Below are 15,963 nucleotides of genomic sequence, written 5' to 3' on the forward strand. Positions count from 1 at the left end.
CCCCGGCCCGTTCCGGCCGCGCGGTCAGTACGACTTGTCCTGGCCGAGGACGTGCTGGGCGACGAAGTTGAGAATCATCTCGCGGCTGACCGGGGCGATCCGGCCGGCGCGTACCGCCCCGAGCAGGGTGGCCACGCCGTACTCGGTGGTCATGCCGGCGCCGCCAAGTGCCTGGACCGCCGTGTCGACGGCCAACGCCGCCGCCTCGCCGGCCGAGTACTTGGCCATGTTGCCGGCCACTCCCGCCTCCAGGTCGCGGCCCGCGTCGTAGAGCGCCGCCGCCTTCTGGATCATCAGCCGAGCCAGTTCGACCTGCACGGCGGCGTGCGCCAGCGGGTGTGACACCCCCTGGTGGGAGCCGATGGTCCGGCCGCCCCAGACCGCCCGGGTGGCGGTGTACTCCGACGCGCGCTCGATGGAGTACCGGCCGGTGCCGGCGCCCATCGCGGCGACCGTGATCCGTTCCGGGTTCAGCCCGGAGAACAGCGCCGGCAGGCCGGCGTCGACAGACTCGCCGATCAGCGCGTCGGCGGGCAGCCGTACGTCGTCCAGGTAGAGCAGGAACTGGTTCTCCGGGGAGAGGATCTCCATGTCGAGCTTGGACCGGGTCAGTCCGGGCGCGTCGGTGGGCACCACGAAGAGGGCGGGCTTGAGCTTGCCGCTCGCCGCGTCCTCGGTCCGGGCCACCACCAACACGTGCTGCGCCTCGTCGACCCCGGAGATGTAGCACTTGCGCCCGGAGAGGAGCCAGTCGTCGCCGTCGCGGCGGGCCACGGTGGCGAGGCGGTGGAAGTTCGACCCCGCCTCGGGCTCGGTGATCGCGAAGACGATCTTCTGGGAACCGTCGGCCAGCCCGGGCAGGTGACGTTTGCGCTGCTCCTCGGTGCCGTGCCGGTGGATGACGGTGGCGGCGATGGCGGGGGAGACCACGAGCAGCAGCAGTGGACAACCGGCGGCGGCCAGTTCCTCGCAGACGATGGCCAGCTCGGTGATGCCGCCGCCACCACCGCCGTACTCGGTGGGGATGTTGACGCCGAGGTAGCCGAGCCGGCCCGCCTCGTGCCACAGCTCGCTGGTGTGCTCGCCGGCCCGGGCCTTCTCGACGAAGTAGCGGTGGCCGTAGCGTCGGCCCAGCGCCCGTACCGCCTCGCGGAGCTGGTCCTGTTCCGGGCTGAGGTCGAAGTTCATCACGATGCCTCCTCGAACGGGTTGACCACGGCCAGCACGGCACCCGTGTCGACCTGCCCGCCGGGCGGTACCGGCAACTCGGTGACCACGCCGTCGGTCGGGGCGAACACGGGGTGTTCCAGCTTCATCGCTTCCAGGGTCAGCAGCAGGTCACCGGCGGCGACCCGCTGACCGACCTCGACGTGCACCCGGGTCACCGCACCGGGCAGCGGGGCGAGCAGCGACCCGGCGGCCAACGCCGCGCCGGGCAGCGGGAACCGCGGCAACTCGGCCAGCCGCGCCGCCCCGTCCGGGCCGTCCACGAAGACCTCCGATCCGACCCGGTGTACGCGATACCCCCGCCGCACCCCGGCCACGTCCAGCACGACCTGCTCCGGGTCCGCCTCGACGCCGGTGGCCGTGGCGGCGTCACCGGCGGGCGGCGACGTCGACCACTGGGCGAGCTGGCCAGCGCGGTCCAACCGGTAGCGGACCTCGATCTCGCCGCCGTCCGGGCCGGTGAATCGGGTGACCTGCGGGAAGGCAGGCACGTTGCGCCAGCCCGACGGCAGCCCGGCCAGCACCGGGGCGGCGGCGCGCCGGGCGGCCGCCGAGGCGAGCGCGGCGGCCAGGGCGACCAGCGGGAGTTCAGCGGGTGGCAGCAGCGGCGCGCGGACCTCCGGGTGCCGGTCCAGAAAGCCGGTGTCGACCGCCGCCGCCCCGAACTCGGGGCTGCGCAGCACCCGGACCAGCAGGTCCCGGTTGGTGGTGACGCCGTGCAGTTCGGCCCGGGCGAGGGCGCCGGCCAGGGCGCGGGCCGCCTCGGCGCGGGTGGGCGCCCACGCGATCACCTTGGCCAGCATCGAGTCGTAGTGCACGCCCACCACCGAACCGTCGAGCACCCCGGAGTCGAGCCGCAGGCCGTGGCACGGCCCGAACTCGGCGGTCACCCCGGGCACGGCGAACCGGTGCAGGGTGCCGGTGGCCGGGCGGTATCCCTCGGCGGGATCCTCGGCACAGAGGCGTACCTCGATCGCGTGCCCCTCGGCCGGCGGGGTCGTGGACACCGGCAGTGGCTGGCCCTCGGCGACCAGCAGTTGCAGCCGGACCAGGTCCAGCCCGGTGACCGCCTCGGTGACCGGGTGTTCCACCTGGAGCCGCGTGTTCATCTCCAGGAAGAAGAACGCGCCGTCGGGGGCGAGCAGGAACTCGACCGTGCCCGCGCCGAGGTAGTCGACCGCCCGGCCGGCAGCCACCGCGGCCTGGTGCAGCCGGGCCCGCAGGTGCGGAGCGAGCACCGCCGGTGCCTCCTCGACGATCTTCTGGTGCCGGCGCTGGATCGAGCAGTCGCGCTCGCCGAGGGCGAGCACCGTACTGTGTCGGTCGCCGACGATCTGCACCTCGACGTGCCGACCCCGTTCGACGTACCGCTCGATGAAGATCGTGTCGTCGCCGAACGCCGACGCCGCCTCGCGGCGTGCACCGGCGACGGCGTCGGCGAGCCCTTCGGCGGCACGGACGATCCGCATGCCGCGCCCGCCGCCACCGGCCGCCGCCTTGACCAGCACCGGGAAGTCGGTGACCTGGTCGGTCTCGGTCCAGCTGGGCAGCATCGGGACGCCGGCCTCGGCGAGCAGCGCCTTGGCGGCCAGCTTGTCGCCCATCGCGGCGATCGCTTTCGGGGACGGGCCTACCCAGGTCAGGCCGGCGTCGGTCACCGCCGTGGCGAAGTCGGCATTCTCGGCGAGAAAGCCGTAGCCCGGGTGGATCGCGTCCGCGCCGGACCGGCGGGCGGCGTCGAGGATCAGGTCGATCCGGAGGTACGTCTCGACGGGCGTGTTCCCCGGGAGGCGGACGGCCCGGTCGGCCTCGGCGACGAAGGGCGCGTCGGCGTCCGCGTCGGAGTGCACGGCGACCGTCTCGATGCCGAGGGCGCGGCAGGTGGCGAAGATCCGGCGGGCGATCTCCCCCCGGTTGGCCACCAGCAATCTTCTGATCATGAGTGACCTCTCCTACATCCGGAAGACGCCGAAGGCGTCGGCGCCCCGTACCGGTCCGTTGTGGATGGCCGACAGGCAGAGCCCGAGGACGGTACGGGTGTCCCGGGGGTCGATCACCCCGTCGTCGTAGAGCCGGCCGGAGAGGAACAGGGCACCGGACTGGGACTCGATCTGCTGCTCGACCATCAGCCGCATCGCCGTGTCGGAGTCGGCGTCGAACTCGTGACCCCGGGCGGCGGCGGCCTGCCGGGCCACGATGGACAGCACCCCGGCCAACTGCGCCGGGCCCATCACCGCCGACTTGGCGTTCGGCCAGGTGAACAGGAACCTCGGCTCGTACGCCCGGCCGCACATGCCGTAGTTGCCCGCGCCGTACGAGGCACCCAGGTTGACCGTCAGGTGCGGCACCTTCGAGTTCGCCACCGCATTGATCATCAGGGCGCCGTGCTTGATGATGCCGCGCTGCTCGTACTCGGTGCCGACCATGTAGCCGGTGGTGTTCTGGAGGAAGACCAGCGGGGTGTCGGCGGCGTTGGCGAGCTGGATGAACTGGGTCGCCTTCTGGGCCTCCTCGCTGAACAGCACGCCCCGGGCGTTGGCGAGCACGCCGACCGGGTACCCGTGCAGTTCACCCCAACCGGTCACGAGGGCGCTGCCGTACGCCGGCTTGAACTCGTCGAACTCGCTGCCGTCGAGCAGCCGGGCGAGTACCTCGCGCGGATCGAACGGCACCTTGAGGTCGGCGCTGACGATGCCGAGCAACTCCTCCGGGTCGTACTTCGGGGGTTGCGGATGTGGCGTGCGCGGCGCCGGGCCGCGCTTGCGCCAGTTCAACCGGCGTACGCACTGCCGGGCCAGCCGGATACCGTCCCGCTCGTCGGTGGCGAGGAAGTCGGCCAGTCCGCTTCTTGTCGCGTGCATGGCGGCACCGCCGAGCGACTCGTCGTCGGCGTCCTCGCCGGTGGCCATCTTCACCAGTGGTGGCCCGGCCAGGTAGACCTGTGACCGGTCCCGGATCATGATCGTGTAGTCCGACATCCCGGGCACGTACGCGCCGCCAGCGGTCGCGTTGCCGAAGACCACGCTGACCGTGGCGATCTTCTCGGCGGAGAGCCGGGTCAGGTCGCGGAACACCCGGCCGCCCGGGATGAAGATCTCCGCCTGGGTGGGCAGGTCCGCGCCGGCCGACTCGACCAGGTTCACCATCGGTAGCCGGTTGGCCAGCGCGATCTCACCGGCCCGCCGGGTCTTCGCCAGGGACCACGGGTTCACCGCGCCGCCGCGTACCGTCGGGTCGTTGGCGACGACCAGGCACTCGACACCCTCGACCACGCCGATCCCGGTCACCACGCTGGCCCCGACCGGAAAGTCGGTGCCGTACCCGGCGACCGACGACAGTTCCAGGAACGGGCTGTCCTGGTCCAGCAGCAACTCGATCCGTTCCCGGGGGAGCAGCTTGCCGCGGCGGTGGTGCCGGGTCACGTACTTCTCGCCACCACCGGCCCGCGCCGCGTCCAACGTGGCGTCCAGTTCGGCGAGGCGCTCCAGCAACGCCTCCCGGTTGGCGCGGAACGCCGCAGAGGTGGGATCGACAGCGGTCTCCAGTGTGCTCACGGTGCCCCCTCCGACGCGGCATCGGCGACCAGGTCCGCCGGCAGGTCGACCACCCGGGCGCGGAGCAGTTCGCCGAGCGCCTTGGCCTGCGGGTCGAACCGGGTGGAGGCGGCCACGCCGGCCCCCAGCAGTCCCTCGATGACGAAGTTGACCGCCCGCAGGTTGGGCAGCTCGTAGCGCTGCACGGTCAGCGTGGCGGTTTCCGGCAGCAGTTCGGCCAGCCGAGCGACGGTGAGCCAGCCGCGCAGCCAGGCCCAGGTCGCATCGGTACGCGCCCAGACGCCGAGGTTCGCGTCGCCGCCCTTGTCCCCCGAGCGCGCCCCCACCAGCACCCCCAGCGCCCCCCGCCGGGTCCGGTGAAAGGAAGGGCCCCCTGTTAACGCCTGGTGTTGTACAGGGGGCCCTTCCAAACACTTCACCGACGGCGCAGGGATCGGCACGCGGGTGCCGTCGGGCAGTACGGCGACGTGGGCGACCGCGTCCTGCGGCACCGTCTCGGCCGTGAAGACGCCGTACGGGGTGGCGTCGCCGGGCAGCGTGGTCAGCGTGCACCCCGGATAGGAGGCCAGCGCCAGTTCCACCGCCGCCGCCGAGAACGCCCGCCCGGCCCGTGTCCGGTCACCGTCGCGCAGGTGTACGTGCAGCAGCGCGCTGGCCGTCTCCGTGTCGGCCGCGTCCGGGTGGTCGGTGCGGGCCAGGGTGAACTCCAGCCCCTCCGTGCCGACCGCCTCGGTCAGCTGGGCCCGGACCAGGGCTGCCTTGGCCGGGACGTCCAGCCCGCAGAGTACGAACGTCATCGAGTTGCGGAAGCCGCCGAGATTGTTGACGCCGACCTTGAGGGTGTCGGGCGGCGCCTCGCCCCGGACACCGGACACCCGTACCCGATCCGGCCCGTCCTGGCGCAGCCGCACCGTGTCCAGCCGGGTCACCACGTCCGGGCCCAGGTACGCCGGCCCGCCCACTTCGTACAGCAGCTGGGCGGTGACCGTCTCGACGGTGACCGCGCCGCCGGTGCCGCCGTGCTTGGTGATCACCGACGAGCCGTCCGGATGCAGTTCGGCGATCGGGAAGCCGGGGCGACGGCCCCCGTCGGGCAGCTCGGTGAAGAAGCTGAAGTTGCCACCGGTCACCTGCGCCCCGCACTCGATCAGGTGCCCGGCCACCGTGGCGCCGGCCAGCGCGTCCAGGTCGTCGTGTCGCCACCCGAAGCGGGCGATGGCCGGGCCGACGGTCAGGGACGCATCGGTCACCCGGCCGGTCACCACGACGTCCGCCCCGGCATCGAGGCAGGCGGCGATCCCGAACGCGCCGAGGTACGCGTTCGCGGTCAGCGCGTCAGGCCGCTGGAGGGCGTCGCCCTCGACGTACCCGACGTCGACGTGCAGCCCGAGCCGCTCGGCCAGCGACCGGACGGCGGCGGCCAACCCGGCGGGATTCAGCCCACCGGCGTTGGTGACGATCCGGACGCCCCGGTCCAGCGCGGTACCGAGGCAGCCCTCCAACTGCCGGAGGAACGTCTTGGCGTAGCCGAGATCAGGGTCGCGCATCCGGTCCCGGCCGAGGATGAGCATGGTCAGCTCGGCCAGGTAGTCGCCGGTCAGCACGTCCAGCTCGCCGCCGTCGAGCATCTCCCGCCAGGCGGAGAACCGGTCGCCGTAGAAGCCGGAGGCATTGCCGACGCGCAGCGGCCCCTGCGGGCCGGTCGCCAGGCTCATGCCGGTGCTCCCTCAGTGGGTGCGCCGACCGGCCGGACCGTGCCGTCGGCCCGGTCGCTCGCGGGGTCCACGCGCGGGGGACGGCCGGCGCCGGGTGCACCGGCGAACGCCTGCGCCACGTCCAGCCACTCGTCGGCGACCGGCCCGGTGCTGGCCAGGGCCAGATCGGCGCGGTGCCGGCGTTGGGTCACCAGCAGGCAGAAGTCGAGCGCCGGACCGGTCACCCGGTCGACCGCGTCCGGCGGGCCGAAGTACCAGGTCGTCCCGCCGCTGGGCGCCAACAGCTCGACCCGGACCGGCGCCGTGGGGACCGGGCGGCCGTGGGTGGCGAAGCTGTGCCCGAGAGTACGGAATCCGAGGTACGCGACGTGCCGCAGGCGGTCGGTGGCAGGCCGGTCCACGCCGAGTGCCTCGGCCACGTCCTCGCCGTGCGCCCAGGTTTCCATGATCCGTGCGGTGACCATCGACGTCGGCGACATCCGGGTGCCGTACCAGGGCAGTTTCTCTCCGGCGGGGGTGGCGGCCAGGGCCGCCGCGAGCGTCGACCGGCCGGAGCGCCAGCGGTCCAGCAGCGCGGCGGGTGGGGCGAGGAACGACTCCGCGCCGGCGTCGACCAGCCGGGCCGGGTCCGGTGCGGAGGTGATCGTGGCGGAGAAGGCGGCGGGGTCCGTCGCGGCCAGCCGTGCCACGTGGTCCGTCCAGGCCAGGTGGGCGATCTGGTGGGCGATTGTCCAGCCCGGTGCCGGTGTCGGGCGGTCCCACCCCTGGGCTGGCAGGTCCGCCACGAGCGCGTCGAGCTGCTCGGACTCGGCAGCCAGATCGGTGAGCAGTGCGGGCAGGTCGACCATGGTGCCTCCGGACGGGACGTCAGTGCCGCTCGCTCCCGGGCGGGTCGGCCGCGGGGGTGAGCAGGGTGGCGAGCTGGTGCTTCCAGGCGTGCAGCAGGGCGGCCCGGCGGGCCGAGTCGTCGCTGAGCAGGTTGGCCACGCCGAGCCCACGCAGCAGGTCGAGGGTGGCCTGCACGGCCTCACGTACGCCGGGCTGGCGCTCGTCCACCCCGAGCAGGTCGACGGTCAGCCGGTACATCTCGCGGCCGACCCGGGCCTCCAGGGGCAGCAGGGCGGCACGTAGCTCGGCGTCGGTGCGGGCGGCCACCCAGAGTTCGAGGGCGGCGACGAAGAGCGGGCCGGTGAAGGCGGCGGCGAGCAGGTCGACCACCCCGTCCAGCCGGCTCGGGCCGGCCGGTAGGGCCTCGGCCTCGACCCGCAGCTCCGCCGCCCGCCGCTCGGTGAGGTGTACGACGGCGGCGGTGACCAGGGCCGCCCTGGTCGGGTAGTGGTGCAGTTGGGCGCCCCGGGAGACGCCCGCCCGCTGCGCGACGACGGTGGTGGTGGTGCCGGACCAGCCATGCTCCACCAGGCAGTCGACGGTCGCCTCCAGCAGTCGGGCCTGGGTGGCCCGGCTGCGTTCCTGTTGAGGGATCCGGGTCGATGCGGTGGACACGGGCACAGCCTGCCGCGCCAGAAACAAACAGTCAAGACTGACTTTTTATGCTCGCGGTGCCGCCCTGCGCGTCCTTGGCCGCGCCCGACGCTACGGAAAGTCAGCGCCCGTCGCGCGGACCGAAGACGACCAGGGCGTCCACGTCGCTGTTTCGGGACCGCAGGTACTCGTCGGCAAAGGCGGCGGCGTCCGGATAGCCCGACTCGGCGGAGACCCGGGCGCAGGCGGCGTCGATGTCGTACCCCGTCCGGCGCAACTGGACGCCCGGGCCAAGCAACGCCCACCAGGCGCCCGCGCCGCCGTACGGCATTCCGACGCTGCCCGGGTTGACCACCAGTCGCCGGTCGACCAGCCGGGTGAACGGCATGTGGGTGTGCCCGCCGACCACCGTGCTCACCTCGGGCGCAAGGCCGGCGAAGACCTCGGCCCAGCGGTCGATCCGGCTGTCGACCAGCACGACCTCCTCGTCGTCACGCGGAGTCGCGTGGCAGAACAACACCTCACCCAGCCCCGCCACGGGCCGCGTGACGGTCAGCGGCAGTGCGGCGAGCCGTGCGGCCTGGTCCTCCCGTAGCTGCCCGGCGGCCCAGTTCGACACGTCGATCGGGGACGGTCGGCCGGCTCGCGCCTCGACCAGTTCCCGGTCGGCGTTGCCCCGCACCCAACACGCCCGATCGCCGAGCGACGCGAGCAGATCCAGCACCTCGACCGGTTGGGGCCCGGCCGCGAGGTCACCGGTGAGCACGATCAGGTCGGCCGTTGCCACGTCCGGCTCGGCCAGCACGGCCTCCAGCGCCGGCAGTACGCCGTGGATGTCGGAGAGGACGGCGACGCGTTCCAGCATCGCCTCAGCGTCCTCGGCGGCCGGACCCCCGTCCAGCGATTCTGCGCCGGGCAGACGCCCCCGCGTTCAGGAGTGCGTAGGCACCGCCGGCCCGCGCATCGACCGGACGAGCGGTGCGCGGCGCGGGCGACTGGTCAGACCCGCGCGCGGCGGGCCAGGCGCTCCGGGTCGAGGATGATGATGCTCTTGCCGTCCAGCCGCAGCCAACCGCGCGAGGCGAAGTCGGCCAGGGCCTTGTTGACCGTCTCACGGGAGGCGCCGACGAGCTGGGCGATCTCCTCCTGGGTGAGGTCGTGCGTCACACGCAGCACGCCGCCGTCGCGGGTGCCGAACCGGCCGGCCATCTGGAGCAGGTTCTTGGCGACCCGGCCGGGCACGTCCGTGAAGATCAGGTCGGCGAGGGCGTCGTTGGTCCGGCGCAGCCGGCGGGCGAGCACCCGCAGCAACTGCTCGGCGATCTCCGGCCGGTTGTTCAGCCACGGCCGCAGCGCCTGCTTGCGCAGCCGGGCCAGCCGGCTGTCGGTGACCGCGGTGGCGGTCGCCGTACGCGGGCCCGGGTCGAACAGGGACAGCTCGCCCACCATGTCCGACGGTCCCATGACCGCGATCAGGTTCTGCCGGCCGTCCGCCGCCCGGCGACCCACCTTGATCTTGCCGGACAGCAGGATGTAGAGACTGTCGCCGGGCTCGCCCTCGTTGAACACGACCTCGCCCTTGCGGACCTCGATCGTCTCCATCTCCTTGGCGAGCGCCTCGGCAGCCTCCGGGTCTACTCCCTGGAAGATCCCGCTGCGGGCCAGTACCTCGTCCATCGCGCACCTCCGGTTGCGCGTGCCGTCTGCTCGGCCGGGTCTGCCGTCCGCTGATCCCCTCGCGCGCCGATCAGTCTAGGCGCACGTGAGCGGTAATCAGAGCTCCACCCCTGGAATCTTGATCGTTCGGCGTAACCTGCCCGTCGCCGACGACCAGTACGATCGCCGGCCCGCTCGGGTGGACGAGACCACAGGTCGTAGGGTCACCGCGTGTTGAGCGACCCCCTGCTGACCACCCGACGCGAGGACGGATGGGACATCCCGCTACTTGTGTGGCGGACGAGGCGACCCCTGCGGACGGTCAGCAGCGCACCGCTGGGCGGTGGGATCGGCGTACGACGGTGGGTGCTGAACGCGACCGTGCCGATGTCGTACCACCGGGACGACCCCGCCGAGCACCTGACCGAACTGGCCCGGCAGCTCGGCCTCGACGGACCCGGGGTGGGTCTGCTGACCGGAGTCGACGTCGGTGAGGTGGTGACCCGGACCGATACCGGAGTGCAGGTGTGGGCCACCGTCGGTCTGGGCATCCCGATTCCGGCGGCGGCCCCCGCCGCGCCGGTCGCGGCGCAGCGGGTCGGCACGGTCAACATCGTGGCGTACCTGCCGACCCGGCTCGGCGACGCCGCGCTGGTGAACGCGGTGGCCACGGCCACCGAGGCCAAGGCGCAGGCGATCGCCGAGCTGGGCCTGCCGGGCACCGGCACCCCGACCGACGCGGTCACCGTCCTCTGCCCGCCGAACGGGCCGGTCAGCCCCTACGGCGGCCCACGGTCGGAGTGGGGAGCACCACTGGCCCGGGCGGTGCACGCCGCGGTGCTGGCCGTCGGGACCGACACCGTCGTGCCATGGTCGGATCGGCTCCGGGTCTGAAACTCCCCGGCCGATCGGCCGTCGTGGTCCGGATTCCTGCCCGGTAGGGTCGCCCACGATGTATGCTCCCGCCCCCCTCGCGTCCGGACCACGCCGTCCCGTCGCAGCCGTGCTCGGTGCGCTGCTCGCCGCCGTCCTGCTCGCCGGTTGTGCCACTGCTGCCGAAGGGCCGATCTGGCAGCCGGGTACAGCTGGCGGTGGCACCGGTGCGCCGGTCGAGTCGCCGACGCCGAAGGTCAAGAAGGTCTCGCTCTCCGCCACCGGCGACATCGTGATGGCGATGGCGCCCAACCGGATGCCGCCCAACGACGGCAAGGGCTTCTTCGACTCGGTGAAGAAGGCGCTCGCCGCCGACGTGGTGATGGGCAACCTGGAAGAGCCGTTGACCGTGGACACCGGCACCGGCAAGTGCGGGGCGAACTCGACCCGCTGTTTCCAGTTCCGGGCCCCGCCGGAGTACGCCGCGCACCTGGCCGACGCCGGTTTCGACCTGCTCAACCAGGCCAACAACCACGGCTACGACTTCGGGCAGAAGGGGTACGAGAACACCCAGCAGGCGTTGGAGGAGCACGGCCTCGCCCACACCGGCGCGCCCGACCAGATCACCGTGATCGAGGTCAAGGGCGTCAAGGTCGCGGTGGCCGGTTTCTCGTCGTACCGCTGGTCGAACAGCCTGGTGGACATCCCGGCCGCGAAGAAGGTGATCGAGAAGGCCGCCACCCAGGCCGACATCGTGGTGGTGCAGGTGCACATGGGCGCCGAGGGCTCGGAGATGACCCGGACCCGTCCGGGCACCGAGATGTTCCTCGGTGAGAACCGGGGCGACCCGATCAAGTTCTCCCGCGCGATGATCGACTCCGGTGCCGACCTGGTCGTCGGCCACGGCCCGCACGTGCTGCGCGGCATGGAGTTCTACAAGGGCCGGCTGATCGCGTACAGCCTGGGCAATTTCGCCGGTGGCGGGAACTCGCTGAGCAACACCGGGCGCCTCGGCTGGGGCGGGGTGCTGAAGGTGTCCCTCGAAGCGGACGGCACCTGGGCGGGCGGCTCGTTCGCCTCCACGTACATGGACGGGGTCCGTAAGCCGGTGATGGATCCCGACGACCGAGGGCTCGGGCTGCTCAGGGAACTCACCAAGCTCGACTTTCCGGAGACCGGTGCACAGTTCACCGACTCCGGCAAGATCAGCCCGCCGGACCAGGACTGAGCCGTACCCGTACGCGTGCCGGCGGCGGTGTCGGCGGGGCGACGTAGGCTGGCCGTCGTGACCAGAAGTGCCACCGAGACCGACCTGGGGCGCACCCGGCGGGCGCGGCGGATCGGCCGCGTGCTGACCGAGACGCACCCCGACGCGCACTGTGAGCTCAACCACAACAGCCCGCTGGAGTTGGCCGTCGCCACCATCCTGTCGGCCCAGTGCACGGACAAGAAGGTCAACGAGGTCACCCCGAAGCTCTTCGCCCGCTACCCGACGGCCGCCGACTATGCCGGGGCGGACCGGGCCGAGATGGAGGAGCTGATCCGGCCCACCGGGTTCTACCGCAACAAGACCAGCTCACTGATCCAGCTCGGTCAGGCGCTCGTGCAGCGGTACGACGGCCGCGTCCCCGGCCGGCTGGTCGACCTGGTGACCCTGCCCGGGATCGGCCGCAAGACCGCCAACGTCATCCTCGGCAACGCCTTCGACGTGCCCGGCATCACCGTCGACACCCACTTCCAGCGGCTGGTGCACCGCTGGGGGCTCACCCCGGAGACCGACCCGGTCAAGATCGAACACGCGATCGGGGCGATGTTCCCGAAGCGCGACTGGACCATGCTGTCGCACCGGATCATCTTCCACGGCCGCCGGGTCTGTCACGCCCGCAAGCCCGCCTGCGGGGCGTGCACGTTGGCGAAGCTCTGCCCGTCGTACGGCACCGGGCCCACCGAGCCGGCCGCCGCGGCGAAGCTGCTCAAGGGCCCCCGGGCGGGTGACCTGGCGGCCGCCGCCGGGGTCGATCCCGACCTGGTGCCGGTCCAGGCGGTCCGGGCGGAGGCACCGTGATCCGTCGGATCGCCCTGCTCGCCGTGCCGCTGCTGCTGGCGGTCACCGCCGCCTGCACCGCCGACGCCGAACCACCCCCACCCAGCGGGCAGGACCCGGCCGCCAGCCGGCCGTCGCCGTTCGCGGACTGTGCCGCGCTGACCAGCGCACCGGACGGCTCGGTCGCCGACCGCCCGGCGGACGGCGACAGTCCGCTGCCGGAACTCTCCCTGACCTGCTTCACCGGCGGCGCGCCGGTCGCCCTGCGGGACGTCCGTGGCCCGGCAGTGATCAACATCTGGGCCTCCTGGTGCCCGCCCTGCCGCAAGGAACTGCCCGCCTTCCAGCGCCTCAGCGAGCGCGCCGACGGGCAGCTCCGGGTGATCGGGGTGAACACCCAGGACAGCCGCTCCGCCGCCCAGTCCATCGGCGAGGACTTCGGCGTACGGTTCCCGATGCTGGTCGACCAGGGGCAGGCGATGCAGCGGGCGCTGCGCCGCAACGCCTTCCCGATGACCGTGTTCCTGGACGCCAGCGGGCAGGTCCGGCACATCGACACCTCGGGTGCGCTCGACGACGCCAGCCTCGCTGGACTCGTCCGACAGCACCTGGGCATCGCGGTTGCGGGTGAGTGAGGTGTCGCGGTGAGCAAGGGCCCGGATACGGCGGCTGCGCGACAGGCGGCGCCCGGCTGGATGCAGCCGCTGCTGACCCGGCTCGGCACCGCTCGTACCGAGGACTTCACCCAGCTACGTACGCCGGAGCGTGGCGGCCGGGAAAGCGCGGTGCTGGTACTGCTCGGGGAGGACACCCGGACCGGGCCGGACGTGCTGGTCCTACAGCGGGCCGCGACGCTGCGCAACCACGCCGGTCAGCCGGCGTTTCCGGGCGGGGCCGCCGACCCGGAGGACGCCGACGCCGCCGCGACCGCGCTGCGCGAGGCCAACGAGGAGGTCGGCCTCGACGTCGGCAGTGTCACCCTGCTGGCCGAGCTGCCCCGGCTCTGGATCCCGGTCAGCGACTTCGTGGTGACCCCGGTGCTCGCCTGGTGGCATGCGCCGCACCCGGTGCACCCCCGGGAACCGGCCGAGGTGGCCCACGTCGCCCGGCTGCCGATCGCCGAGCTGGTCGACCCGGACAACCGGGTACGGGTCCGCCACCCGAGCGGCTGGATCGGCCCGGCGTTCTCGGTACGCGGGATGCTGGTCTGGGGATTCACCGCCGGGGTGCTGTCCGCACTGCTGGACATGGGTGGGTGGAGCCGGCCGTGGCCACACCAGCGGATGATCGAACTACCGCCGACGGGGGCGACACCGGCGCCCTCGGCCGGCACGGACGAGGCCGACGAGAGCGCGGTGCGCTGATCTGATGGTCACCTTCCGCTAGCGATCGTCATTCCGTGTGCCATCGGCCCGTACGCTTGAGCCGTGTCGGCCGTGGATCTCGTCCTGCTGTTGCTCATGCTCGTGTTCGCGATCAGCGGATACCGACAGGGGTTCGTCATCGGGGTGCTGTCGTTCTCCGGGTTCTTCCTGGGCGCCCTGATCGGGCTCCAGGTCGGGCCGATGCTCGCCCAGCAGTTCGTGGACAGCGGCACCCGGGTACTGATCTCACTGGTCGCCATCTTCGGGCTGGCCGTGATCGGTCAGGCGCTCGCCGGCTGGCTCGGTTCGCACCTGCGCCGCACGATCAACAGTGACGTGGGCCGGCGGGCCGACGACGTCGGTGGCGCCTTCGTCTCGCTCTTCGCGGTGCTGCTGGTCGCCTGGCTGGTCGCGGTGCCGCTCGGCTCCTCGTCGTTGCCCTGGCTGGCGGCCTCGGTACGCAGCAGCGCGCTGCTCAACGTGGTCGACCGGGTGCTGCCCGACCAGGCCCAACAGCTCTCCACCGCGCTGCGCGACACCGTCGACACGAACGGCTTCCCGGATGTCTTCGACGGCCTACGCCGCACCCAGGCCCGGCAGGTCGAGCCGCCCGACCCGGCGCTCGCCGGCTCCGAGGTGGTGGCCAGCGGTCAGCGTTCCGTGGTCAAGGTGCTCGGCTCCGCACCGAGTTGCTCCCGCCGGATCGAGGGCTCCGGCTTCGTCTACGCCGACGACCGGGTGATGACCAACGCGCACGTGGTCGCCGGCACCCGGTCGGTGGCGGTGGAGTTGCGCGGCGACCGGTACGACGGTGAGGTGGTCGTCTACGACCCGGACCGCGACCTCGCCGTGCTGTACGTGCCCGGGCTGCCCGGTCCGTCGATGCGGTTCGCCGCCGGCAACGCCTCCACCGGCGCGGACGCCATCGTGCTCGGCTTCCCGCTGGACGGGCCGTACAACGCCCAGTCGGCGCGGATCCGGGACGTCGGTCGGATCCCCGGGCCGAACATCTACTCGTCGGGAAGCGTGAACCGGGAGATCTACACGATCCGGGCGCTGGTCCGCAGCGGCAACTCGGGTGGCCCGCTGGTCTCCTCGAACGGTCTGGTGCTCGGGGTGATCTTCGCGGCGGCGGCGGACGACCCGAACACCGGCTTCGCGGTGACCGCAGCCGAGGCCCGGCCGGTGGCCCTGGAGGGCGCGCAGCGCACCCGGGGGGTCGACACCGGCGAGTGCACCTGACCGATCACCGTGCCGGTGGCCGACGAGGGGCCGCCGGCCGGGGCCACACCCCCAGAGCCGTGGCGGCGGCGGTGACCACCGTCAACCCGAGCAGCCACCCGGCCAGTACGTCGCTGGTCCAGTGCACGCCGAGGGCGATCCGACTGAACCCGGTGACCAGGGCGATCAGCAGGGCACCGAGCCAGATCACCGTGTGGACCACCGCCCCGGCCCGGACCACCGGTTGACCGGCCCGGTCCGGTGTCGGCGCGCGGGGCAGGAACACCACCACGAGTACCCCGGCGGCGAGCATCGCGTTCAGCGCGTGCCCCGACGGGAAGGCCAACCCGGGCGCCTCCGCCACGGGATCCGGCAGTGCCGGTCGGGCTCGGCCGACGAGCAGTTTCAGCAGCGGTCCGAGCAGGCCACCGACGAGCATGGTGGTGGCGACCCAGACCGCGAGTCGCCGGGCGCCCCGGCGGGCCAGCCAGACAACCAGGACCAGCGCGGCGGCGCGCAGCGGCATCGGTGCGAAGGCGTCGGTCCAGACGCTCATCACCCGGACCCAGAGCGGATGAGCGACGGCGTACCCGTGCAGGTGTTCGGTCACCGTCACGTCGAGCCGACGCAGTGGCGGCCAGCCGCCCAGCACCAGCCCGGCGAGCAGGGCGAACGGCAGGAACGCCAGCAGGCTGACGGTCGAGGTGCGGCCCAGCCGCAACGCGCCCATCGGCGGTACGCGCAGCTCGCGCCAGGAGGGCGGCGGGGTGCCGCGCCGATTGCTACCCACGGCGAAGGTGGTACCCGAAGCTGGGGGTCGGGTACCG

At 72.7% G+C, this 15,963-nt stretch carries 15 protein-coding genes; 6 read left to right on the forward strand and 9 right to left on the reverse strand.

The window, feature by feature from the left end:
- Window positions 1–24: 24 nt before the first annotated feature.
- The 8 genes from E0H26_RS05735 to E0H26_RS05770 form a co-directional block, all read right to left on the reverse strand.
- Complete coding sequence (locus E0H26_RS05735; RefSeq protein ID WP_131302585.1) at window positions 25–1,188, reverse strand: acyl-CoA dehydrogenase family protein; 1,164 nt, start codon at window positions 1,186–1,188, stop codon at window positions 25–27.
- Complete coding sequence (locus tag E0H26_RS05740; RefSeq protein WP_131301634.1) at window positions 1,188–3,167, reverse strand: ATP-binding protein; 1,980 nt, start codon at window positions 3,165–3,167, stop codon at window positions 1,188–1,190. Before E0H26_RS05740 ends, E0H26_RS05735 begins: the two co-directional genes overlap by 1 nt.
- Before the next feature lie 12 nt (window positions 3,168–3,179).
- Window positions 3,180–4,781 carry an acyl-CoA carboxylase subunit beta gene (locus E0H26_RS05745; protein WP_131301637.1) on the reverse strand — a complete coding sequence of 534 codons (1,602 nt, stop codon included), beginning with the start codon at window positions 4,779–4,781 and terminating at the stop codon, window positions 3,180–3,182.
- Window positions 4,778–6,496, reverse strand: coding sequence for an acyclic terpene utilization AtuA family protein (locus E0H26_RS05750; protein ID WP_131301639.1), 1,719 nt, complete (start codon window positions 6,494–6,496; stop codon window positions 4,778–4,780). The genes E0H26_RS05745 and E0H26_RS05750 overlap by 4 nt, the downstream gene beginning before the upstream one ends.
- Entirely contained in the window at window positions 6,493–7,344 is an 852-nt protein-coding gene (locus E0H26_RS05755) for a TIGR03084 family metal-binding protein (RefSeq protein ID WP_131301642.1), read from the reverse strand. The genes E0H26_RS05750 and E0H26_RS05755 overlap by 4 nt, the downstream gene beginning before the upstream one ends.
- 19 nt (window positions 7,345–7,363) lie before the next feature.
- On the reverse strand, window positions 7,364–7,999 hold the full coding sequence (locus E0H26_RS05760) for a TetR/AcrR family transcriptional regulator (RefSeq protein WP_131301645.1): 636 nt from the start codon (window positions 7,997–7,999) through the stop codon (window positions 7,364–7,366).
- 100 nt (window positions 8,000–8,099) lie between these two features.
- The gene (locus E0H26_RS05765) at window positions 8,100–8,843 is read right to left on the reverse strand and encodes a metallophosphoesterase family protein (RefSeq protein ID WP_131301648.1); all 744 of its coding nucleotides are present in this window, start codon (window positions 8,841–8,843) and stop codon (window positions 8,100–8,102) included.
- 134 nt (window positions 8,844–8,977) lie between these two features.
- Window positions 8,978–9,655 (reverse strand): Crp/Fnr family transcriptional regulator, encoded by a 678-nt coding sequence (locus E0H26_RS05770; RefSeq protein WP_013736306.1) that lies wholly within the window; start codon window positions 9,653–9,655, stop codon window positions 8,978–8,980.
- Between the two features lie 210 nt (window positions 9,656–9,865).
- Here E0H26_RS05770 and E0H26_RS05775 point away from each other — a divergent pair, with 210 nt between their 5' ends.
- The 6 genes from E0H26_RS05775 (at window position 9,866) to E0H26_RS05800 (ending at window position 15,157) form a co-directional block, all read left to right on the forward strand.
- On the forward strand, window positions 9,866–10,528 hold the full coding sequence (locus E0H26_RS05775; protein ID WP_131301652.1) for an adenosylcobinamide amidohydrolase: 663 nt from the start codon (window positions 9,866–9,868) through the stop codon (window positions 10,526–10,528).
- A gap of 58 nt (window positions 10,529–10,586) precedes the next feature.
- Window positions 10,587–11,735, forward strand: a complete 1,149-nt coding sequence (locus E0H26_RS05780) for a CapA family protein (RefSeq protein ID WP_131301655.1) — start codon at window positions 10,587–10,589, stop codon at window positions 11,733–11,735.
- A 27-nt stretch (window positions 11,736–11,762) separates the two neighbouring features.
- On the forward strand, window positions 11,763–12,572 hold the full coding sequence (nth, locus tag E0H26_RS05785) for an endonuclease III (RefSeq protein ID WP_206024927.1): 810 nt from the start codon (window positions 11,763–11,765) through the stop codon (window positions 12,570–12,572).
- Window positions 12,572–13,186, forward strand: coding sequence for a TlpA family protein disulfide reductase (locus E0H26_RS05790; protein ID WP_420812797.1), 615 nt, complete (start codon window positions 12,572–12,574; stop codon window positions 13,184–13,186). The genes nth and E0H26_RS05790 overlap by 1 nt, the downstream gene beginning before the upstream one ends.
- Window positions 13,187–13,246: 60 nt before the next feature.
- Window positions 13,247–13,915, forward strand: a complete 669-nt coding sequence (locus E0H26_RS05795) for an NUDIX hydrolase (protein WP_131302586.1) — start codon at window positions 13,247–13,249, stop codon at window positions 13,913–13,915.
- A gap of 63 nt (window positions 13,916–13,978) precedes the next feature.
- On the forward strand, window positions 13,979–15,157 hold the full coding sequence (locus E0H26_RS05800; protein WP_131301664.1) for a MarP family serine protease: 1,179 nt from the start codon (window positions 13,979–13,981) through the stop codon (window positions 15,155–15,157).
- Window positions 15,158–15,161: 4 nt separating this feature from the next.
- Here E0H26_RS05800 and E0H26_RS05805 read toward each other — a convergent pair whose 3' ends face one another.
- The gene (locus E0H26_RS05805; RefSeq protein WP_131302588.1) at window positions 15,162–15,866 is read right to left on the reverse strand and encodes a phosphatase PAP2 family protein; all 705 of its coding nucleotides are present in this window, start codon (window positions 15,864–15,866) and stop codon (window positions 15,162–15,164) included.
- Between the last annotated feature and the right edge of the window lie 97 nt (window positions 15,867–15,963).

The organism is Micromonospora zingiberis (genome assembly GCF_004331455.1).
GTDB lineage: Bacteria > Actinomycetota > Actinomycetes > Mycobacteriales > Micromonosporaceae > Micromonospora > Micromonospora zingiberis.